Here is a 20,151-nt window from a genome sequence, read left to right as displayed (position 1 = left end):
TCGACATCCCGGCGCTCAGCGCCTAACCAGCTACACGAAGATTACGCGACCGTCGTCAAACACCACGTCCAGGGACTTGACCGGCGCCGAGCTCGCGCAGCTCTTGACGGGCCAGCGCGACCGCTGGGCGCAGGTCACGTAGTGAGAACACCCCGAAATCACGTGTGCCGCGCCAGCTGGCCAGCAGCGCTCCGAGCGACCGTGGCCGGGAGCGCAGCTGGGCCGCTGCGGCGAGCAGGTCGGGATGCATCATCACCTTGCGGCCGTTCACCTGGGCCGGCTGCGGGTCGAGTGGGAGCCCCGCCAGCGCCGCGTAGAGCCGCCAGGCGCCGTCGACGCCGCATGCCTGCGACAAACCGTAGTTCGCCGGCATCCGCACGTTGATCTCGATGAGGTACAGCTCCCCGGTCACGGCGTGCCGCTTCGCCTCGCAGCTGGACAGGCCCACGTAGCCGACGTGGTCGAGCAGTCGCCGGTTCAGCGCGAGCATGTCCGGCACGTCTGCCGATTCCAGCAATGATCCGGTGCCGTAGTCCGGTGGCCACTGGCGGATCTTCCGCCGGCCGTACTCGAGCAGGTAGTCGCCGTTTGCGTTTCGGATGGTCACCGCACCCAGCAACGCGGTCTCGGGGCCGGGCACCAGTTCGGTCACGACCAGGTCCAGGTCGTGGTCGAGCAGCGCACGCGCGTGCGTGAACAGGTGATCGTCGGATTCGACGCGTACCGTCCCCACCCCGACGAGCTCCTTGGCGACATGGCCCAGCGACGGCTTGAGAATGCACGGGAAGGCCACTTGACCGTCGAGTGCCACGAGATCCTCGTGATTGCGTACGTGCCACATTCCGGGGGTGCGAACTCCGGCCGCCGTGGCTTGCCGATACAGCTCGCTCTTGTTCATCAGGGCGAGGTGCATGCCGTCCTTCGACTCGAAGGTGCGGAGCGAGCCCGGGATCTCCGTGCGGTTGTGCGCGAGGAACTCGGTCGCTGCGTCGGAGCCCGACAGGACGACCCCGCCCTCCTCCCCGCCGGCGGTGGCCAGTTCAGACAGTTCTTGTAACCACACGTGCGGATTTCGCCGTATGTCCGGCATCACCCGGCCCCGCACACCCCTCGCGGCGAGGACGTAGGCGTACCGCTCGTCGGTCAGTGCGTGTACCGCGACACCGCGGCGCACCAACCGCCGTGCGACGGTCAATGCGCCGTCGTTGGGACAGAGCAGGACGGCGCGGGGCAGAGCGTGCCGAGAAGGAGCTTCGGACGGGCAGGGGTGCACCATGCCTCTCACGTTAAGGACGGCCAGTTAGTGGCCGGGTCGAATCGGGTTAGCCAACGCCCAATTCTGCGTGGGGATCCGCGGGATTCGGGGGAGTGCGTGGTCGTGAGACGGCGAGTACGGCTCCCGGGCAGCGGTCACCCTTCGTCCGGTGCCCGACGTCCGGTTCGCAGCCTGCCCAGGAGGCGCAGGGCGTGTGTGGGTCCCATCCCCGGCAGGTAGGCCCGGGCGATCGCCGTGCCGACGGCGGGCATGGTCGCGACATCGGGACATGCCATGTGGAGCGGCCGGTACTCCGGTTGGAACTTGGCCTTGAACGCGAGAAGTGAGCGGAACCCGTACACCGGCTCCAGCGCGCTGCCGATCCGGTCCAGCAGGCGTTGCAGGGCATCGGGCTCCTGCCCGCGGTCGACGCGGGCGAGCGGGGCGCCGGACAGGCTCAGGAACGCACAGCCCTCGTCGCGGAACCTCTGCGCGGCGGCGGCGATGAGGAACTCCATCACGCCGCGGAACCCCGACTCGGGACGGCGCATGAAGTCCAGGGTCCAGCCGACGATACGGCCGTCCTCGTGCACGGGCAGCCAGCTCGTGATGCCGTGCACCGTCCGGTCGGCGTCGACGGCGACCAGGCACCGCACGGCGTCGTCGCGCAGCTCGTCGAGCCCGCCGAGGGTGAAGCCCATCTCGGGCAGGCCCTTGTCCCCGACCCATTCCTCGGACAGTGCCCGGATCTGCTCGGTGAGGCTCAGGGGCGCGTGGGCGAACGCCAGCGTCTCGGCCGTGATCCCGGCCTTGCCCGCCTTGTTCAGTGCGGAGCGGACGTCCTGCCACCGCTTCCCGGTGAACGCGAGACCGGGCAGGGCGACGACGGTCTCCTCGGCCACCTGGACCGACTGCCAGCCCAGCTCGACGGCGTGGTCCCGGACGGCCTGGCCGACGCTGTAGAGGCACGGCGTCCAGGCGTGCTCGGCGCAGAAGCGGGTGAACTCCTCGACCGCGTCCGGGCGGGCGTCGGGGTGGCCGAAGGGCTCTCCGGTGGTGAGGGCCACGCGGCCGATCACCCGGTAGGCGACGCCGGCGCGGCCGTCCGCGGTGAACCAGTAGCTGTTGCCCGCCCAGGTGGCCAGCCACGACAGCGTGGAGCCGCCGCCGCCGACGATCAGGGAGCGGGCGGCGTCGGCGTCGCCGGTGACGGGGCGGACGCGGGTGACCAGCCACAGCGAGGCAGCCAGCGTGACGGTCCAGAACACCACGCCCGTCCACTCGTAGAGCACCGTGGCGGGGGTGTCGACCGGCAGGAACGCGATCTCGATCTCGCCGAAATACCCGGGCGGCAGGAACCGGGTCGGCAGGTCGAGGAGCAGGTCGACCAGGTCGGGGACGGGGTCGAACCGGTTCCGGAGCAGGTACCCCAGCAGGATGTAGAGCACCGAGACCCCCACCAGGGTGCCGAGGACGGCGCGGCTCCATCCGCGGTAGGCCCGGGCCGGTGCGAGCACGCGGAACCGGTGCCGCGTCACCAGCAGCAGGGCCACGACGGCCAGCGGCTGCAGGACGCTCGTCGCCACTCCGGCGTAGAACTGGGCGTCCGTCGCGCCGCCGAAGGCGACGAGCCGCTCGACCGGGGTCGCGAAGGTGAGTACCGCGAGGACCAGGCCGAGCAGGGCGAACAGCACGTTGACGCCGACGGCGCCGAACCATGCGAACCGCCGGCCCCGACGCAGCCCCTCGGCGAGGGCGAGCAGGACCAGCACCGGCAGTACCGACATACCGCGGGCCCGACGCCACCCAGGCGCAGCCGGAACTGCAGGCCCGCGCAGTCGTCGACGGTGGCGGGATCGGCGCAGATCGCCGCTACCGTGGCGGGGTCGGGTGGGGGCGGGAGCACGAGGAAACGCAGTACCGACAGCGGGCCGATCGCGGTGCCGGACAGGGCGGCGATCAGCGGCCCGGCGGCCGAGGCTGCGACGACCAGGGCCACCAGGGTGCGGACCTCGGGGCCGGTGGCCGCACCCGGCACGCGCCCCCGCGGGCGGCCGAGCAGCACCGGACCGGCGGCCAGCCCGACCAGGCCGCCGCCCAGGCGCAGCACGTCCTGCAGCGACCCCGAGTACAGGGCCAGCATGACCAGCACCACGACCACCAGAACCCGCAGCCTGCGCCGCCACAGCGCGCCCAGCCGCACGCTCACCGCCAACGCCGCGCCCACGACACCGGGGGAGGGCCCCACCGCGACGTCGGTGGCGAGGCGCAGCGCCCAGGGCTCACCGGCGGCGGCGCCGAGGGCGACGAGCCCGGTGCCACCCAGCACACCGACGGCGTGTGAGCCGATGAGCAGGGCCGCGGTGCGGACCGGACCGGCGCGGTGTTCCACTGGCGCGAGGAGTCCCAGCAACAGCGCGGTCGTGGCCAGGTAGCCGACCGGCCCCGAGCACCACAGCATGCTGGTCAGCGGGGTCCACCAGGAGCCCGTGGACAGCGTCGGGACGCCGATCGCGATCGTGGAGCGCAGCGGAGCCGCAGGCCCGCCGAGTAGGCTGCCGGTCGAGATGCCGATCACCCACAGGGCTGCGACGAGCCCCGTCGTCACCGGGGCGTGCCGCAGTGTCGCGCGCAGGCGCAGCGCCGCCGCACCCGACCACCGATCCCGTGGGCCAGGCGGCGAGGCGGTGTCACGTTGCGTGGTCATGAACGGATCCAGGTCGCGTGCCGGGGCAGCGACGACCCGTGTCTCGCCGTCCACAGCCGTCGGTCGTTACCGCGGGGGAAGCCGCGGTGGAAGAAGAGCATGCCGTCCCGTCGGATCGTGTCCAGCACCCGCATCGACTGGGAACGATAGCGGGCCACCACACCACCGCACGGCAGAGCCGGTCCCGCGGATCGCTCGCGGGACCGGCCCGGGTCGACGCCTACGGCGCGAGGGTGGACACGAGCACCGCGAAGGGTGCGGAGCACTCGTAGTCCAGCTCCACCTGGTAAGTCCCCTCGGGGATCTCCCAGGCGTGGTCACCGCCGGCCTCCAGCGTGCCGGGCTCGTACTCGGTGTGGGTCGTGCCGTGGCAGGCGAGCCGCGACACCGTGATCTTGTCGGCGTAGGCCGCGACGCGCACCCAGGCGCCACTGCCCTCGGGCAGCACCGCCGACTCGCCCAGCGGGTCCAGCGGCAGCGCGATCGAGCCGCGGCCGGTGCCGTCCGGTGGGGGGCTGATGGTCCAGGGAACGAATGCCATGTCGATGTCTCCTCTTGTCGTGGGCGCCGGCCGAACCACCGGTGTCCTGCACCTGCGACGGTGCCGCCACGACGTTGAGAGGACGCTGAACGCGTCTACGGGGTGAGGTGGATCCGGGTCGCCAGCCACGGAAGTGACGATTCGAGGCCGGCCGACCACACCCGCCAGTCGTGGCCGCCGGGGAGCTCGCGGTAGTCGATCTGCATACCGGCCCGCCTGCCCGCGTCGGCCACCTGCATCGCCTGGCCGCGATAGGCGGCGTCGGCCGCGCCGACGATGACCTGCCCGGCGCTGCCGGGGAAGCTGCGGGCCGCGAGGACGTCGAGCGGGTTGACGGCGGCGAACGCGGCGGGGTCGCCACCGAAGGCAGCGGCGACCGTGCCGGCCCGGTCGCCCAGCGTGGGCTCGGACTGGCCGGAGAGGTCGATGAAGGTGGGATACACCTGCGGGGCGTTGACGGCGAGCTGCAACGAGCAGGTGCCACCCGCGGAGAGGCCGCCGACCGCCCAGGAAGACGGGTCGGGATCGACCTGCAGGAACGCGCGGACCCACGCCGGAACGTCGACGGTCAGGTAGGTCTGCACGTTGCCGAGCCGGGAGTCCAGGCACAGGGTGTTCGTCAGCGGCGCGCCGAGCCAGTCGGGCATCACCACGACGGGCGCGAGCCCGGCGTGCGTCGCGGCGAACCGGTCCAGCATCGCCGCCAGACCTCCGCCGTCGAGCCAGTCCCGTGGCCCGCCCGGCTGCCCGCTGAGCAGGACGAGCACCGGGAGCTGAGGACGGGGTACGGCCTGGTACGCGGGCGGCAGGTAGATCCAGGCGGGCCGGGCGACGAACCCGGACGTCGGCGCCGGGACCGGCACCTCGGAGACCGTCCCGGCGGCCGGAAGCCCGGGCGGCGGCCGCCACACCGTCGACAGCGGCTGCCCGGGTGGCCGCACCACCACGCCGGGCGCAACTTCTGAAACCTGGGCGAAGTCGACCTGGTTGGCCGGGGGCAGGCCGAGCGCGACCCCCACGGTCGGGTACGCCCCGTACTGCAGGTTCACCAGGCCCAGGGCGGCCGCCACCACCAGAACGACCCCGCCGACGGCCACCACGACCTGCCGCCTACTGCGTCGGGCGCGGCCCACCGCCAGCCCCACCGCCACCAGCGCCGCCGCGAGGGCGACCCACACCACGGTGGGCAGCGGGTCGGGGAACGGCCGTAGCGCGGTCAACGTCAGCCACGCGAGCGCGACCGCCAGCGCGGCACCGATCAGCGCCCGGGGCACCACTCGGTGGTACCACCGCCGGTCGCGGTCGCCGACGGCCAGCACGGCGAGAGCGATCCCCCCGCCGGCCAGGAGCAGCACCGGGATCGGTCCGGTCAGCAACGACCACTCGGCCACGGTACCCACGTCGCCAGTCTCCCCCACGGCGGTGGCCGTGTCGCTCAGCGCCTCCACAGCGGCCGCGCGGATCGTCGGCCGAGCGCACACCGGCCGTGGTCCGGGGCACGGTGTCACGTCACGGAGGCAGGGCAGAGCGATGAGCTGGTGGTGGGTGGTACTCGCGGTGTGGCCGGTCACCGCGGTGGTGGTGGCGCTGGTGATGGGGCGGGTGCTGCGGGGGGTGACGCGCTCGTTGCCGCCGCCCCGCCGGCCCGCTCCACGTGCCTGCGTCGGGGGCGGCGGCGGGCCCCGTACTCAGCGTCTCCACAGCGTTCGGGCGACACGGTGAAGCCGTCGGCCCGCACGGGCCGGTGACCCCGAGGAAGGAACCCCCTCCCGATGAACCCGAGAACGACGACCCGCACCCGGATCGCCCGGACGGCGGTGGTCGTGACCGCAGGCGCGGTACTGCTCGGCGGCGGCACGGCCGTGGCGCTCGCGCAGACCGGCCAGCCCGCGCCGCCGTCGACCTCCGAGCAGGCCGAGGGCGACGAGTCCGGCGAGGCGACCGTGCGCGGCAGCATCAGCGTGCCCGAGCAGGCCGGCGAGCAGGACGAGGCGGCCGAGGCGCAGGCGCTCGCCGGGCTCGCCACCGTCACCCCGGACCAGGCCGTCGCGGCGGCCACCGCGGCCGAACCGGGCACCGCGGGCGCCCCGCATCTGGGTGACGAGGACGGCTCGCTGGTCTACGAGATCGTCGTGACCCGGGCCGACGGGTCGGCCGTCGAGGTCAAGGTCGACGCGGGCAACGCGGCGGTACTGGCCTCCGAGCCCGACGACGGCGAGGACGCAGGCGGGGAGAACGAGGCCGCCGAAGGGCCCGAGAACGGGGAGCAGCAGCCGGAGACCGACGACGCGGGGAGCACGACGGGCGCTCCGGTGCCGACCCGCTGAGTATCCGGCCGACTGGTTCCCACCGGGCCCGCCGCACCCTTCCCCTCAGGGTGCGGCGGGCCCACCCGTGAGACCGGCGGCACCGATCGGGGAGGACGAGCCCGTGGTCAACGTCGTCAAACGCTTCGTGGTCGGTCCGCCGGTGAGCATCCACCGCCTCGGGGAGACCCGGCTGCGCAAGCGCATCGCGCTCCCGGTGTTCTGCAGCGACCCCATCTCCTCGGTCGCCTACGCCACCGAGCAGATCGTGCTGGTGCTCGCGGCAGGGGACTGGCGTTCCTGTCGCTGTCCGTGCCGGTCGCGGCCGCGGTGGCGGTGCTGCTCCTGGTCGTCGTCGCCTCCTACGGGCAGACCGTGTACGCCTACCCGAACGGCGGCGGCGCGTACGTGGTGAGCCGGGAGAACCTGGGCGAGCCCGCGGCGCTGGTCGCGGCGAGCGCGCTGCTGGTCGACTACGTGATGACCGTGGCGGTCTCGGTGACCTCCGGGGTGATCGCCGTGACATCGGCGTTCCCCTCGCTCGTGCCCTACGCCGCGCCGATCGCCGCCGTCCTCGTCGTGGCACTGGCCCTGGTGAACCTGCGCGGGGTGAGGGAGTCGGGGCGAGCGTTCGCGGTGCCGACCTACCTGTTCATCGGCCTGACCTACCTGCTGTTCGTCGTCGCGGGCGTCCGTGCGGCCACCGGCACGCTCCCGCCCGCCGAGTCCGCGGCGCTCCCGGTGCCACCGACGACGGCCGTCGGCGGCCTGCTCGCCGCAGCGCTGCTGCTGCGCGCGTTCGCGTCCGGCTGCACCGCCCTGACCGGGGTCGAGGCGGTGAGCAACGGCGTGCCCGCGTTCCGCGCGCCCCAGGCCCGCAACGCGGCGATGACCCTGGTGGCGATGGGCGCCATCGCGGTGACGATGTTCGCCGGCATCACCGTGCTCGCCGTGGCGCTGTCCGCCCGGGCCGCTCCGGGCGGCAACCCGTCGGTGCTCTCGCAGCTGGCGGCGAGCGGGATCGGCCCCGGGTCGGCCCTGTTCTACCTCTACCAGGCCGCGACGGCCGGCATCCTGATCCTGGCGGCGAACACGGCGTTCAACGGGTTCCCGATGCTGACCTCCGTGCTCGGGAGGGACGGCCACCTGCCCCGCCAGCTCGCGTAGCGCGGCGACCGTCTGGTGTTCGGCAACGGGATCCTGCTGCTCGCCGCGGTGGCGACCGCGCTGATCCTGCTGTTCGACGCCGACCTGGAGGCGCTGCTGCACCTCTACATCATCGGGGTGTTCACCAGCTTCACCCTGTCCCAGGCCGGGATGGTGCGCCACTGGTCACGCCGCCTCGCCACCGCCGACGACGCGCAGCGCGGCCCGATCCGGCGGGCGCGCGCTCAACCTCGCCGGGGCCGTGCTCACCGGTGTCGTCCTGCTCGTCGTGTTCGCGACGAAGGTCCTGCAGGGGGCCTGGCTCGCGGTGCTGGCGATGGCCGTGCTGTACGCGGTGATGCGCGGCATCGGCCGCTACTACGCCCGGGTCGAGGCCGAGCTGTTCGTCGACGACGACGAGCGGCCGGCGCCGCCCGCCCGGGTACACGCGGTCGTGCTGGTCGCCCGGGTCAACCGGCCCGTCCTTCGCGCACTCGCCCTCGCCTCGGCGCTGCGGCCGGACACGGTCGAGGCGGTCAGCGCGGCCGGCGAGGCGGGCGCCGTCGAGCAGCTGCGCGTCGACTGGCTGCGCCACCACCTGCCCGTGCCGCTGCGGGTGCTGGACGCGCCCTACCACGACATCGGCGAACCGCTGGTCGAGCACATCGCGGGTCTCGGCGGCGAGGACCGGGCGGTCGTCACCGTGTTCCTGCCCGAGTACGTCGTGGCGCGCTGGTGGCAGAACCTGCTGCACAACCAGAGCGCGCTGCGGCTCAAGGCGAGGTTGCTCCAGCAGCCCGGGGTGGTCGTCATCGACGTGCCCTACCATCTCGGCCGCCGGGAGCGTGGGTGGCTGGGCGCCTCGCCGCCCGTCGGATCAGCCCGGGTCGCCGGCTGACGGGCTCCGTCGCCGTGACCACCAGACCCAGCCGACGGCGCCGACCAGGATCACCCCGAGCAGGATCTCGGCCCCGAGGTTGAGCTGCGCCTCCAGCGCCCTGTAGGACGCCCCCGCGGCGAAGCCGAGCACCGCCACCGCCCCGGCCCACAGCGCCCCGCCGGCCATGTTGGCCACGGTGAACCGCGTGCGGGGAACCCCGCTCATCCCGGCGATTCCGGGCACGAGGGCGCGCAGAGCCGCCGCCCACCGCCCGATGACCACGGCCATCGCCCCGCGGCGGCGCACCAGTCCGATGGCCCGGTCCAGCTCGCCGGACCGCCGGACGCGAGCCGGAACCCGGGCCAGCAACGCGTCGCCGTAGCGGCGGCCGACGAGATAGCCGATCTGGTCGCCGACGGCGGCTCCCGCGACGCCGGCGACGATCACGGCCCACAGCGGCAGGCCGCCGCCGTGCGCGACGACGCCCCCGACCAGCACCGCGGTCTCACCGGGCACCACCAGCCCGACGAACGCCGACGCCTCCAGCGCGGGCAACGCGAACACGAGTACGACCACGAGCCACGGCGGCATGCCCACGATGGCGTCGACGAGTACGTTCACCACCTCATCGTCCGCCTCGCGGCCACCGGCGTCGAGCAGGCCCGTCGTGTCCACCGGGAGCGCCGACCTGGCAGGCTGGGTGCCGTGCAGGTGCTGCTGGTGGAGGACGAGCGGGCGCTCGCCGAGACGATCCGGGAGGGTCTCGCTGCGGAGGGGCACGTCGTGCGGGTCGCGCACGACGGCCCCGCGGGTCTGGCCGCGGCGCTCGGCGCCGAGCACGACGTGATCGTCCTCGACATCATGCTGCCGGGGCTGTCGGGCTACCGGGTGCTGCAGGCGTTGCGGGCCCGTGAGGTGTGGACCCCGGTGCTCATGCTCACCGCCAAGGACGGTGAGTACGACGAGGCGGACGCGTTCGACCTGGGTGCCGACGACTACCTGACCAAGCCGTTCTCCTTCGTCGTGCTGCTGGCCCGGTTGCGGGCCCTGCTGCGGCGAGGTGCGGCGCCGCGGCCCGCGGTGCTGCGGGTCGGCGACCTGGTGCTGGACCCGGCCGAGCACCGCGTCGAGCGCGCGGGGGAGAAGCTCGTGCTGACCCCGCGAGAGTTCGGCGTGCTGGAGTTCCTCATGCGCAACGTGGGTCGTGCGGTGACCAAGACCGAGATCCTGCAGGCCGTGTGGGACCCGCACTACGAGGGCGACGTCAACGTGGTCGAGGTCTACGTCGGCTACCTGCGCCGCAAGATCGACATTCCGTTCGGCCGGGACAGCATCGACACGCTGCGCGGTGTCGGCTACCGCATGCGCGACGCGGACGCGGGGTCGGACGGGGCCGCGGTGTCGCGCGGCTGAGCGGGTAGCCGCACGGTCATCACGGTCCCGCCGTCGTCCGCCGCGCCCGCCTCGACCGACCCGCCGTGCGCGGCGAGCACCTCGGCCACGATCGCCAGCCCCAGCCCGACCCCACCGGCGTCGCGGGCCCGTCCCTCGTCGAGCCGGACGAACCGCTCGAACACCCGGCGCCGATCGCCGACGGCGATCCCGGGCCCGTCGTCGACCACCTCCAGCACAGCCTGCCCGCGCTCGGTCCGCAGTCGCACCTCCACCCCGGTCCGGGCGTGCCGCGCGGCGTTCTCGGCCAGGTTGCCCAGCACCCGGGTGAGCTGGCTGCGGTCCCCCGTGACGCGCACCGGCACCGTCGTGACCCGGACCCGGACGTCCCCGGCTGTGCGCAGGCGGGCCGCCTCGTTCTCGGCGAGCTCGTCGAGGTCGACGTCGTCGCGACGCGGGGTGAGACCGCGTTCGTCGGCGCGCGCCAGCAGCAGCAGGTCCTCGACGAGGCGTGTCATGCGCTGCGCCTCCGGGATCATCGCGGCAATGTCGCCGCCGGTCGGGCCCCGCCGTTGCGCCAGCTCCAGGCGGGCGGCGATGGTGGCCAGCGGGCTGCGCAGCTCGTGACCCGCGTCGCCGACGAAGCGGCGCTGCGCCGCCTGGGCGGCGTCGAGCCGGGCGAGCATGTCGTTCATCGTCCGGGCCAGCCGCCCGACCTCGTCGACGGTGTCCGGTTCGGGCACCCGCCGGGTGAGGTCCCGGGCGGAGATCGCCGCCACCCGGGCGCGGATCGCCTCGACCGGACGCAGCGCCCGTCCGGCGAACAGGTACGTGGTGGCTCCGGCGACGACGGTAAGCAGCGGGACCCCGATGACGGCGAGGTCGGTCACCGTCTCGGTGCTCTGCTGGGCCGCGTCGAGCGACCCGGCCACGAGCACCGCTCGGTTCCCGGCCTCGGCGCGGACGACGAGCAGCGGGTCGTCGTCGACGGTGACGGCGACCGCGGCGTCCGGGTCGGCGGCGGTGCGCCCGCCGTCGACCGCGTCCGTTGCGGACAGCGGAGCGGTGGCCGCCAGCACCCGGCCACCGGCGTCGACCACCTGGAGCAGCACGAACCCGGTCGACACCTCGCGCACCACCTCCGGTGCGTCCTCGCCCTCGGTGAGCCGGTCCGCAGCGCTTTCGGCGATCGCCCGGGCCTGCTCCTCGACCGATCCGCGCACCGCCCGCTCCTGCAGCAGCACGAGCGCGACCGCGGCGAGCACCAGCGCGACCGCGACCACCGCGGTCGCGGCCGCGGCTGCGGCGACGCGCACGCCCCACCGTCGCCGCAGCCAGGCCGGTGCCGGGTTCACCGTAGGGACGCTACCGGCAGAAGTGCCCGGTACGGCGGTCGTCGTACTCAGCGACCGCACAGCACCCGGTCACGATCCTCGGAGGCAGACGGGCTCACCGAGCCCCCGAGAACGAGGAGACGGTCCGATGAGCACCTCCACCCTGACCGCGGGACCTGTCCGCCCGGGCGACGCCGCCCGCCCCACGCCACGCATCGAGCTCGATCTGCCGGTGGCGCTGAACGCGATCCACACCGCGGGCCTGCAGGTCGTGCCGGATCCGCGGGGTGGGACCCTCGTCGACATCGGACACCCGGCCCTGGTCGCGCTGCGGCCGTACCTGCCCGGCAGCGGGACCTGGGCGTGGCTCACCGACCTGGCCGCGGCCAGGTCGGTGGGGCGAGCCATGCGCCCCGCGGGCACCGTCGTCGCCGACGGCCGGGCGCGGGCCAGGACACCGGGCCCCACCGCGCAGGCGGACCTGGTCGTGCTGACCGTCGAGCAGCTCGGTGCGGTCGGCGACGAACGCCTGCCGCAGGCGGTGCTGTTGGATCTCAGCACCGGCTCGGCGGACGAGCCGCTGCCGCCCTGGGCGCTGAGCCGGCCCATTCCGGTGGAGGGCTTCCACCTCGACCTCACCGGTCTCCCCCCCCGACCGGTTGCCCGAGCGCGTCGACGCCGTCGGTGAGGCGTTGCGCGCCTGGCATCGCGCCGGTCGCACCGACCGTGCGGTCCTGGTCCTGCGCGGCGTACGGACCGTCGTGGCGCGGCACGTGGTGGCCGGTCTGCTGCGGATGTGTCGGATCGGCGGCCTTGCCCAGCCGGTCGTGCGGGTGGACGTCACCCTGCCCGTGCTCGACGTCGCCACCGGCACCGTCGTCCGCGTCGTCGGCCTGCAGGCGGGGCGCGCGGGCACGGTGCTGGAGGTCGACGCCGTCCCGCGCTCCCTCGGCGCACCGCTGGTGGTGCACGGTTCCCGCGCCGCGGCGGCGCCTCCGGTCGATGTGATGCTGTCCCACCGCGGCCGGCTGGTCGGGGCCCGGGTCGCCGGAGGGCCCCTACGGGCCGGTGTGGAGCTCGCCGCTCGCGGCTGGACCCCCGGCGGTCGCCCGGTCTTCGTTCGCGGCTACCCCCCGGCTCGTTCCGCCTGACGAGATCTGACTCCGCCGACCGGAAGGACCCTTGATGCCCGACCCCACCCCGCCGCTCACCGAACCCGCTGCCGACCTGCGAGCGTCCCACGCCGACCGCGAACGGGTCGCTGCGCACCTGCACGCGGCCGCCGGCAACGGGCTTCTCACCCTCGACGAGGTCGACGACCGGCTCGCGGCTGCCTACGCGGCGCGGCACCTCAGCGAGCTGGCGCCGCTCACCGCCGACCTCCCGCCCGCTACGGAGGGGTCCGTCGCTGTCGCGCCGGGCTGGTCTGCGATCACGGCCGCCGTCTCCCTGCAGCTGCGGACGGGGGTGGCCGCGTCGGCGCAGCGGCGTCGCGCGGTGCGCCTGGTCGCCGCCCACCCCGCCGTTGCGGCGGTCGTCACGGCTCTGCTGCTGGTCGGCCTGGTGCTGCTGGCCCGGTGGTCGGGTCTCGACCTCGCCTGACATGGCACGACCGACTCGCCGGAACCTGCGGCCGGCCGGGCCGGTCAGGAACCGGGGCGCTCACCCATCGCCGCCTCGCCTGTCGGAGTAGCCCGGGTTGTCGGCCTGGCCGAGGAGGTGGGCGCGCGGACCAGGACGGTGCGCTCCGCGGAGGGCCGCTCGAAGGAGTGCCTGCGATCGGGATCGCCTGCGATGTGGCGATGCGTGCTGACGGTCTCGGACGTCGGGGGTCTCGGTGGCCCCACGTCAGACGGGTTTCGGGCCGTGTGGGTGGGTGTCGTCGAGGACGACCTGGTGGGAGTGGTCCAGCCGTCGCCGTTCCACTGTGCGGCGTCGAGGTGGCCCTCGTCGGTGTCGTCGTCGTGTCGGTGACGGATCTGGTCCGCGGCCCGGGTCGGCCAGGCGAGGACGGCGCCGGCCGCCGCGGCCACCGCGATCGCGCCGAGGACCGCCCAGGTGGCGCCGAACCCGGTGGTGGCGGCGAGCCAGCCGGTGAGCGGGTAGTCGAGCAGCCAGCAGGCGTGGGACAGCGAGAACTGTGCGCTGAACAGCGCGGGCGTTGCGGGGCGGCGGCCGCGTCGCGCAGCAAGCGCCGGAACAGGCGCACGCCGAGCGCGAGGCGGGTGCCGAACCGGCTGCCGGCCCGCCGGGCGACCGGCGGCACCGCGGTGGCCGCGACGAGCACCGCGGACACACCGAACCCGAACGCCGTGGCCCCGAACAGCGACGAGTAGCTGACGACGGCGAGGGCTGCGGCCGCAAGCAGGGGGCTGAGCAGTGTCTCCATGCTCACCGCGACCTGGGTGGCCGACCCCGCCCGTGCCTAGTCGTCCTCGTCGGGCACGATGGACTGCAGGACTGGGGTGAACGTCGCCGAGGTCGCCTGCAGGATCGCGATCAGCGCGAAGACCTGCCACACCTCGGTGATCCACGGCAGCATCGCGACCACCCCGCCGCGGACGAGGTTCGCGACCAGCATGATCAGCCTGCGGGGCACCCGGTCCGCGACGGCGCCGACCACCGGTGCGACGGCGACGTAGGCGGCCATCTTGATCGCGAGCGCGGTGCCCAGCACCACGGTGGCCTGTTCGCCGGCGAGATCGTAGGCGAGCCTGCTGGCACAGCTGGCACCCGATCACTCCTGGACGGCGAGGGAGACCTTCTCGCCGAGAGTTCACGCGCTTCATCGCGCGCGACGGCTCGAGGTAGCGCTGCAAGGAGTGCCGGCGAGTGCGACATGGCAGCGCGGCCGCATCGGCACGACACACCTCGGCCCGCGCACCGAACGGGGCCATGACCCGGCGTGCCGTCGCCACCATGTCGGGGTCGGCGGCGGTGACGAGGACGAGACGCAGATCGGGAGAGCGGATCAGGAGCAAGGACGACCTGCTCCTGGGCGGCGGGCTGGACCACCTCCGAGCGGTCCTCATCGACCCGCCGGACGGGCCGGGCGCCGGCTCCGCGCGCGCGTCGGGCCCCGCGCTCGCGTCGTTCCGCCTGGTGGTCGCGCAACACCTGCGCGCCCGGCTGCCGCGACACGACGAGCAGCCAGCTCGACGCGGTGGTGGCCTTCCCGGTCAGCGGGCTGATGGGGCTGCTCACCTGGTGGCTGGACGGGCGGGTGCGCCTGTCGGCCGAGATGTACGACCGATTCGAGCGCCTCGCGACCTGCGGTATCGGGCCGCTGCTCGACGGCACGCCGCAGGGGCCCGACCCGGATGACTACCCGGTGTAGGACAGCACGGTCATCATTCCGGCTTCGCCGTGGTAGAGGTTGTGGCAGTGGATGAGCCACTGGCCGGGGTTGTCGCCGTCGAAGTCGACGTCGAGGGTCTGCATGGGCAGCACGATCGAGGTGTCCTTGCGGGGTCCGGCGGGGCCGACCTGGTAAGTGTGGCCGTGCAGGTGCATGGGATGGAACATCATCGTGTTGTTGACGAAGCTCAGGCGGACCCGTTCGCCGCTGCGCATCGGGAGCGGTTCGTGCTCGCCGTAGACGGCGCCGTTGATCGTCCACCGGTAGCCGGTGTCGGCCATCCCGAGTTCCAGGACGTGGGTGCGGTCGGGTTGGCGAGCCGGGAGCAGCACCGTGTCGGTGGCGCGCAGACGGTTGGCGTCCAGGGGGGCGGTGTTCAGCTCGACGGGCCGAACGTCGGGTGCCGGGGCGTCGCCGGACGCGGTGCGGACCAGCGCGAAGCCCTGCCCGTCCTTGCCCTCGGCGGACGCGACCAGCGGGAACACCCCGTCGGCGAGGGTGACGGTGACGTCGTAGCGCTCGCCCATGCCGATGAGCAGGCAGTCGGTCTCGGCGGGTGCGACGGGGAAGCCGTCGGTGTGGGTGACGGTCATCCGGTGCCCGCCCAGCGCGACCCGGAACGCGGTGTCGGATCCGGCGTTGACGATCCGCAGCCGCAGGCGTTGCCCGGGGGTGGCGGTGACGGTGACCGGGTCGGCCCCGATCCGGCCGTTGATCAGGTAGTAGGGGTAGGTGACGTCGCCGGTGTCGGCGCCCAGCGGCTCCTGCGGGGTGCCCATGGCCATCCCGCCCATCCCGCCCATGTCCATGCCGCCCATGTTCATGCCCTCGCGGCCGAGGCGTTCGAGTTCCTGGTCGGGATCGCCGGCGACTCCGTCGAGCCAGTCGTCGAGGACGATGACGGCCTCGGCGTCGTGGTCGCCGGGTTCGTCGGGGTCGGTGACGATCAGTGGTGCGTAGAGGCCGCGGTCGAGCTGGGTGCCGACGTGGGGGTGGAAGAAGTAGGTGCCGGCGTGCGGGACGGCGAACTCGTAGGTGAAGGAGCTGTTCGCGGCGACGGGGGGCTGGGTGAGGTCGGGGACGCCGTCCATGTCGTTGCGCAGCGCGATCCCGTGCCAGTGCACGGTGGTGGGCTGCGGGAGGGTGTTGCGCAGCTCGGCGCGCAGCACCTCGTCGCGGGCCAGGCGGATCTCCGGGCCGGGCAGCCGCCCGTCGAACGCCCAGGTCTGGACCTGTACCCCGCCCAGGTCGACGGTGGCGGGTGCGGCGGTGAGCGCCCTGGTCACCACCCGGGCGTCGGCGGCGCGGCGGGCCTGCTCGGTCTGGGCGACCAGCGGCGAGCTGGGGCCGATCGCGGTCGGGGCGGCGCACGCGCCGAGGGTCGCGGTCGCCAGTACGCCACCGCCGAGCGTCAGGAAGCGTCGCCGCGACAGCGTCCGGGTCGTGCGGTCGTGGTGGGTCACTGTTGCTCCTCGGTGATCGCTCGACCGCGTACCGGCCGGGGTGGGGGACACGACCGGCGGCGGTCAGGCGTTGGCGTAGCGGGCCGGGTCGGCGTCGAACATCGGGAGGCACTCGGCGCAGCAGAGGTAGTAGCGCGTGCCGTCGTGGTCGCGGACCAGGCCGTCCTCCTCGGCTTCGGCCTTCGCGATGGTGCTGCCCGGCATGACGGGGCAGTTCGCGATGTCCTCGGCCGCGGTGTCGGGGCCGGCGTGGTGGCTGTGCTGGTGATCGGACATGAGCAGGTCCTTCCTGATCTGGATGGCGCGGGCGCGCGCCGGGGTGACACGCGCCCGCGCCGGGTCGGTGTGCGGCACCGTCACCGGTCGGTGGTGAGTGTCTCCCCGGCGGGCCGGGTGCCGGCGGGGCGCCCGGCCCGGACGTCGCGGTTGGCGGCCAGTGCCTTGAACCGGCGCAGGCGCAGGCTGTTGGTGACCACGAACACCGAGGACAACGCCATGGCGGCGCCGGCGAGCAGGGGGTTGAGCAGTCCCATCGCGGCCAGTGGCAGGGCGGCGACGTTGTAGGCGAATGCCCAGAACAGGTTGCCCTTGATGACGCCCAGGGTACGGCGGGACAGCCGGATGGCGTCGGCGGCGGCGCGCAGGTCCCCACGGACCAGGGTGAGGTCGGAGGCCTCGATGGCGGCGTCGGTGCCGGTGCCCATGGCCAGGCCGAGGTCGGCCTGGGCGAGCGCGGCGGCGTCGTTGACGCCGTCACCGACCATGGCTACGATCTTGCCCTCGGCCTGGAGCCGCTTGACGACGTCGACCTTGTCGGCGGGCATCACCTCCGCGATGACCTCCTCGATCCCGACCTGGGCGGCGACCGAGCGGGCGACGGTCTCGTTGTCACCGGTGAGCAGCACCGGGGTGAGCCCGAGGTCACGCAGCTGGCGGATGGCTTCCGCGCTGGTGTCCTTGATCGCGTCAGCCACGACCAGGACGCCGCGGGCGGCGCCGTCCCAGCCGACCGCGACCGCGGTCTTGCCGTCGGCCTCGGCGGCCGCCTTGGCCGCGGCGAGCTCGGCGGTCAGGGGCTGGGACCAGTCGGCGAGCAGCTTGGTGCGTCCGACGAGCACGGCGTGCCCGTCGACGATGCCCTGCACGCCGAGGCCCTCGACGTTGACGAAGTCCTCCACGGGCGGGAGGGTGCCGACCCGTTCGGTGGCGCCCTTGGCGATGGCCGCCGCGATGGGGTGCTCGGAGGCGTCCTCCAGGGCCCCGGCCAGGCGCAGCAGCTCCTGGGGGTCCTGTCCGGGGGCGGTGTGGACGTCGACCAGGGTCATCTTGCCGGTGGTGACGGTGCCGGTCTTGTCGAGCACGACGGTGTCGACGCGGCGGGTGGATTCCAGGACCTCCGGGCCCTTGATGATGATGCCCATCTGGGCGCCGCGACCGGTGCCCACCAACAGCGCGGTCGGCGTGGCCAGGCCGAGCGCGCACGGGCAGGCGATGATGAGCACGGCGACGGCGGCGGTGAAGGCGAGAGCGAGTCCGCTGCCGGTGCCGATCCAGAACCCGAGGGTGGCCGCGGTGAGCAGGATGACGATCGGGACGAAGATCCCCGAGAGGCGGTCGGCGAGGCGCTGGACCTGGGCCTTGCCGTTCTGGGCGTCCTCGACCAGCTGTGCCATCTGGGCGAGCTGGGTGTCGGACCCGATCCGGGTGGCGCGCACGACCAGCCGCCCGCCGACGTTGACCGTGGCGCCGACGACGCCGTCGCCGGGGGCGACCTCGACCGGGACCGACTCGCCGGTGAGCATGCTCATGTCGACCGCGGAGCTGCCCTCGGCGACGGTGCCGTCGGTGGCGACCTTCTCCCCGGGCCGCACGACGAACAGGTCACCCACGGCGAGTTGCTCGACCGGGATGCGCTCCTCGGTGCGCCCGCCGGGGCCCTCGCGCAGCACGGCCACGTCGCGGGCGCCGAGTTCGAGCAGCGCGCGCAGCGCGGCGCCCGCGGTGCGCTTGGACCGGGCCTCCAGGTAGCGGCCGAGCAGGATGAACGTGGTGACCCCGGCGGCGACCTCGAGGTAGATGTTGGCGCTGCCGTCGGTCCGGGCGATGGTCAGCTCGAACGGGTGGATCATCCCGGGGACGCCTGCGGTGCCGAAGAACAGGGCGTAGAGCGACCACGCGAACGCGGCGCTGGTGCCCATGGAGATCAGGGTGTCCATGGTCGCGGCGCCGTGCTTGAGGTTGGCCCAGGCGGCCTTGTGGAACGGCAGCGCCCCCCACACCAGCACCGGGGCGGTGAGGGTGAGCGAGAGCCACTGCCAGTAGGTGAACTGCAGCGCGGGGATCATCGCCATCGCGATGACCGGGATCGACAGTGCGGCGCTGACCCGCAGCCGGGTCCGCAGCGCCGTGAGCGGGTCGGCCTCCTCGGTGGCGGCCGGTGTCTCGTCGCCCGCGGGGCGCGGCGGGGTGGGCAGCTTCGCGGTGTAGCCTGCCGACTCCACCGCGGCGACCAGGTCGTCGGTCGCGATCCCGTCGACGTAGGTGACCTTGGCCTTCTCGGTCGCGTAGTTGACCGTCGCGGTCACCCCGTCGATCTTGTTGAGCTTGCGCTCGATCCGGTTGGCGCACGACGCGCAGGTCATGCCGCCGATAGCGAGTTCGACCTGCCCGCCGCCGGCGGTGGCCGGCGGCGGGGTCGTGCTGTGCGCGGTGGTGCTCATGGCGATCCTCCTCGAGCGTGATCGGTGCGTGCTGGCGGTCAGTGACCGGGCATCGGCGCCATGGGGGCCTGCGGGCCGCCCATGCCCGGCATGCCGTCCGTTCCGGTCATCCCGTCGCGTTCGGCGGAGACCGCTGGGGCCGGGCTGCCGACCGCGGCGCCGACGCCCAGCGCGCCGCCGAAGACCAGTGCGACGGCCGCGGCGAAACCGGCGAGCTTGAGTGATGTGGGCATGGTTGTCCCACCCTCCTGGTGGTTGGCCGCTGGATGGGCGGCGGTGTCGGGCCCCGGAGGTGCCCGGATGATCGGGTGCGGTCGCTGGTGCGCGCCCGCGGTCGGTCAGGAGCGGACCAGGCGGGCGATGGCCTCCGACGCCTCGCGGACCTTCGCGTCGGCCTCGGGGCCGCCCTTGGCGGCGGCGTCGACCACGCACCCCGCCAGGTGCTCGTCGAGCAGGCCCAGGGAGAACGACTGCAGGGCGCGGGTGACCGCGGAGACCTGGGTGAGGATGTCGATGCAGTACTTGTCGTCGTCGATCATCTTCTGCAGCCCGCGGACCTGGCCCTCGATGCGGCGCAGCCGCTTGAGATAGTCCTCCTTGTCGTTGCCGTAGCTGGCCACGATGTCTCCCTCGCCTCGTCGCCGGTCTGTCCCGGCCTCTGACCCAACTCTATACCCCTAGGGGGTTATTCCGCCAGGTGGGCCCGGACGGTTCCGGGCCCACCCGTCCCGGATCTCAGCCGACGACCGTGTAGCCGGCCTCCTCGACCGCCTCGGTCACGGCCTCGACCGGGACCGTCTCGGTGCTGGTCACGGTCAGCCGTCCCTGGGCCACGTCCACGTCCACGCCGGTGACGCCGGGGATCTTGGTGACCTCGGCGGTCACCGAGCTCACGCAGTGGTCGCAGGTCATGCCTCGCACGGTGTAGGTGCTGCTCGCCATCGCGGCGTGCTCCTCTCGTCGAAAATCTCGATCCTCGTCCAGGTTCTCCCGGGTACCGACAACGATACCCCCTAGGTGTACATGGTACAGATGGGCCGGCCGGAATC

22 protein-coding genes are annotated in these 20,151 nt (G+C 73.5%); 8 read left to right on the top strand and 14 right to left on the bottom strand.

Features of this window, described 5'->3' with window-relative positions; translation table 11 throughout:
* Positions 1 to 55: 55 nt before the first annotated feature.
* The 5 genes from PHY01_RS04675 to PHY01_RS04655 all read right to left on the bottom strand — a co-directional run bounded on the left by PHY01_RS04675 (position 56) and on the right by PHY01_RS04655 (position 5,903).
* Entirely contained in the window at positions 56 to 1,276 is a 1,221-nt protein-coding gene (locus PHY01_RS04675) for a carboxylate--amine ligase (RefSeq protein ID WP_141277258.1), read from the bottom strand.
* 134 nt (positions 1,277 to 1,410) lie between these two features.
* Positions 1,411 to 2,523 (bottom strand): bifunctional lysylphosphatidylglycerol flippase/synthetase MprF, encoded by a 1,113-nt coding sequence (locus PHY01_RS04670; protein ID WP_246085703.1) that lies wholly within the window; start codon positions 2,521 to 2,523, stop codon positions 1,411 to 1,413.
* A 266-nt stretch (positions 2,524 to 2,789) separates the two neighbouring features.
* Positions 2,790 to 3,962 (bottom strand): rhomboid family intramembrane serine protease, encoded by a 1,173-nt coding sequence (locus PHY01_RS27380; protein ID WP_141277256.1) that lies wholly within the window; start codon positions 3,960 to 3,962, stop codon positions 2,790 to 2,792.
* A gap of 220 nt (positions 3,963 to 4,182) precedes the next feature.
* Positions 4,183 to 4,503 (bottom strand): hypothetical protein, encoded by a 321-nt coding sequence (locus PHY01_RS04660; protein ID WP_141277255.1) that lies wholly within the window; start codon positions 4,501 to 4,503, stop codon positions 4,183 to 4,185.
* Positions 4,504 to 4,598: 95 nt separating this feature from the next.
* Positions 4,599 to 5,903, bottom strand: coding sequence for an alpha/beta hydrolase (locus tag PHY01_RS04655; RefSeq protein WP_141277254.1), 1,305 nt, complete (start codon positions 5,901 to 5,903; stop codon positions 4,599 to 4,601).
* 372 nt (positions 5,904 to 6,275) lie between these two features.
* On the opposite strand from PHY01_RS04655, the gene PHY01_RS04650 reads away from it, so the two are divergent.
* From PHY01_RS04650 to PHY01_RS26980, 3 genes are all read left to right on the top strand, one after another.
* Entirely contained in the window at positions 6,276 to 6,830 is a 555-nt protein-coding gene (locus PHY01_RS04650; protein WP_141277253.1) for a PepSY domain-containing protein, read from the top strand.
* A gap of 291 nt (positions 6,831 to 7,121) precedes the next feature.
* Complete coding sequence (locus PHY01_RS26985; RefSeq protein WP_218030002.1) at positions 7,122 to 7,976, top strand: APC family permease; 855 nt, start codon at positions 7,122 to 7,124, stop codon at positions 7,974 to 7,976.
* A gap of 241 nt (positions 7,977 to 8,217) precedes the next feature.
* Positions 8,218 to 8,853 (top strand): hypothetical protein, encoded by a 636-nt coding sequence (locus PHY01_RS26980; protein WP_218030001.1) that lies wholly within the window; start codon positions 8,218 to 8,220, stop codon positions 8,851 to 8,853.
* Here PHY01_RS26980 and PHY01_RS04640 read toward each other — a convergent pair.
* A complete protein-coding gene (locus PHY01_RS04640; protein WP_246085699.1) occupies positions 8,833 to 9,510 on the bottom strand; it encodes a DedA family protein in 678 nt (225 codons plus the stop codon). The two genes, PHY01_RS26980 and PHY01_RS04640, sit on opposite strands and share 21 nt — an antisense overlap.
* 30 nt (positions 9,511 to 9,540) lie before the next feature.
* On the opposite strand from PHY01_RS04640, the gene PHY01_RS04635 reads away from it, so the two are divergent.
* Positions 9,541 to 10,248, top strand: a complete 708-nt coding sequence (locus PHY01_RS04635) for a response regulator transcription factor (protein WP_141277252.1) — start codon at positions 9,541 to 9,543, stop codon at positions 10,246 to 10,248.
* Here PHY01_RS04635 and PHY01_RS04630 read toward each other — a convergent pair.
* A complete protein-coding gene (locus PHY01_RS04630; protein WP_170183634.1) occupies positions 10,191 to 11,582 on the bottom strand; it encodes a sensor histidine kinase in 1,392 nt (463 codons plus the stop codon). The genes PHY01_RS04635 and PHY01_RS04630 overlap by 58 nt on opposite strands.
* Positions 11,583 to 11,709: 127 nt before the next feature.
* On the opposite strand from PHY01_RS04630, the gene PHY01_RS04625 reads away from it, so the two are divergent.
* The 3 genes from PHY01_RS04625 to PHY01_RS26975 are packed head-to-tail and all read left to right on the top strand — an operon-like array spanning position 11,710 to position 13,163.
* Positions 11,710 to 12,249: a hypothetical protein gene (locus PHY01_RS04625; protein WP_141277250.1), complete on the top strand. Its 540-nt coding sequence runs from the start codon at positions 11,710 to 11,712 to the stop codon at positions 12,247 to 12,249.
* 4 nt (positions 12,250 to 12,253) lie between these two features.
* A complete protein-coding gene (locus PHY01_RS04620; RefSeq protein ID WP_170183633.1) occupies positions 12,254 to 12,712 on the top strand; it encodes a hypothetical protein in 459 nt (152 codons plus the stop codon).
* 34 nt (positions 12,713 to 12,746) lie between these two features.
* Entirely contained in the window at positions 12,747 to 13,163 is a 417-nt protein-coding gene (locus tag PHY01_RS26975) for a DUF1707 SHOCT-like domain-containing protein (RefSeq protein WP_141277248.1), read from the top strand.
* A gap of 823 nt (positions 13,164 to 13,986) precedes the next feature.
* Here PHY01_RS26975 and PHY01_RS04610 read toward each other — a convergent pair.
* Entirely contained in the window at positions 13,987 to 14,241 is a 255-nt protein-coding gene (locus PHY01_RS04610; protein ID WP_141277247.1) for an MFS transporter, read from the bottom strand.
* Positions 14,242 to 14,724: 483 nt separating this feature from the next.
* On the opposite strand from PHY01_RS04610, the gene PHY01_RS26205 reads away from it, so the two are divergent.
* A complete protein-coding gene (locus tag PHY01_RS26205) occupies positions 14,725 to 14,898 on the top strand; it encodes a hypothetical protein (RefSeq protein ID WP_170183632.1) in 174 nt (57 codons plus the stop codon).
* Here the strand turns inward: PHY01_RS26205 and PHY01_RS04605 are convergent.
* From PHY01_RS04605 to PHY01_RS04580, 6 genes are all read right to left on the bottom strand, one after another.
* Positions 14,886 to 16,382 carry a multicopper oxidase family protein gene (locus PHY01_RS04605; protein WP_141277246.1) on the bottom strand — a complete coding sequence of 499 codons (1,497 nt, stop codon included), beginning with the start codon at positions 16,380 to 16,382 and terminating at the stop codon, positions 14,886 to 14,888. The two genes, PHY01_RS26205 and PHY01_RS04605, sit on opposite strands and share 13 nt — an antisense overlap.
* Before the next feature lie 63 nt (positions 16,383 to 16,445).
* Positions 16,446 to 16,658 carry a YHS domain-containing protein gene (locus tag PHY01_RS04600; RefSeq protein ID WP_141277245.1) on the bottom strand — a complete coding sequence of 71 codons (213 nt, stop codon included), beginning with the start codon at positions 16,656 to 16,658 and terminating at the stop codon, positions 16,446 to 16,448.
* A gap of 80 nt (positions 16,659 to 16,738) precedes the next feature.
* A complete protein-coding gene (locus PHY01_RS04595; protein ID WP_141277244.1) occupies positions 16,739 to 19,102 on the bottom strand; it encodes a heavy metal translocating P-type ATPase in 2,364 nt (787 codons plus the stop codon).
* 38 nt (positions 19,103 to 19,140) lie between these two features.
* Positions 19,141 to 19,335: a hypothetical protein gene (locus PHY01_RS04590; RefSeq protein WP_141277243.1), complete on the bottom strand. Its 195-nt coding sequence runs from the start codon at positions 19,333 to 19,335 to the stop codon at positions 19,141 to 19,143.
* A gap of 105 nt (positions 19,336 to 19,440) precedes the next feature.
* Entirely contained in the window at positions 19,441 to 19,722 is a 282-nt protein-coding gene (locus PHY01_RS04585) for a metal-sensitive transcriptional regulator (RefSeq protein WP_141277242.1), read from the bottom strand.
* A gap of 115 nt (positions 19,723 to 19,837) precedes the next feature.
* Entirely contained in the window at positions 19,838 to 20,044 is a 207-nt protein-coding gene (locus PHY01_RS04580; RefSeq protein ID WP_141277241.1) for a heavy-metal-associated domain-containing protein, read from the bottom strand.
* Positions 20,045 to 20,151: the final 107 nt, after the last annotated feature.

This window comes from Pseudonocardia hydrocarbonoxydans, assembly GCF_006539565.1.
Classification (GTDB): Bacteria; Actinomycetota; Actinomycetes; order Mycobacteriales; family Pseudonocardiaceae; genus Pseudonocardia; species Pseudonocardia hydrocarbonoxydans.
The sequence above is the reverse complement of the archived record's forward strand: the minus strand, read 5'-3'. Positions and strand labels throughout refer to the sequence as shown.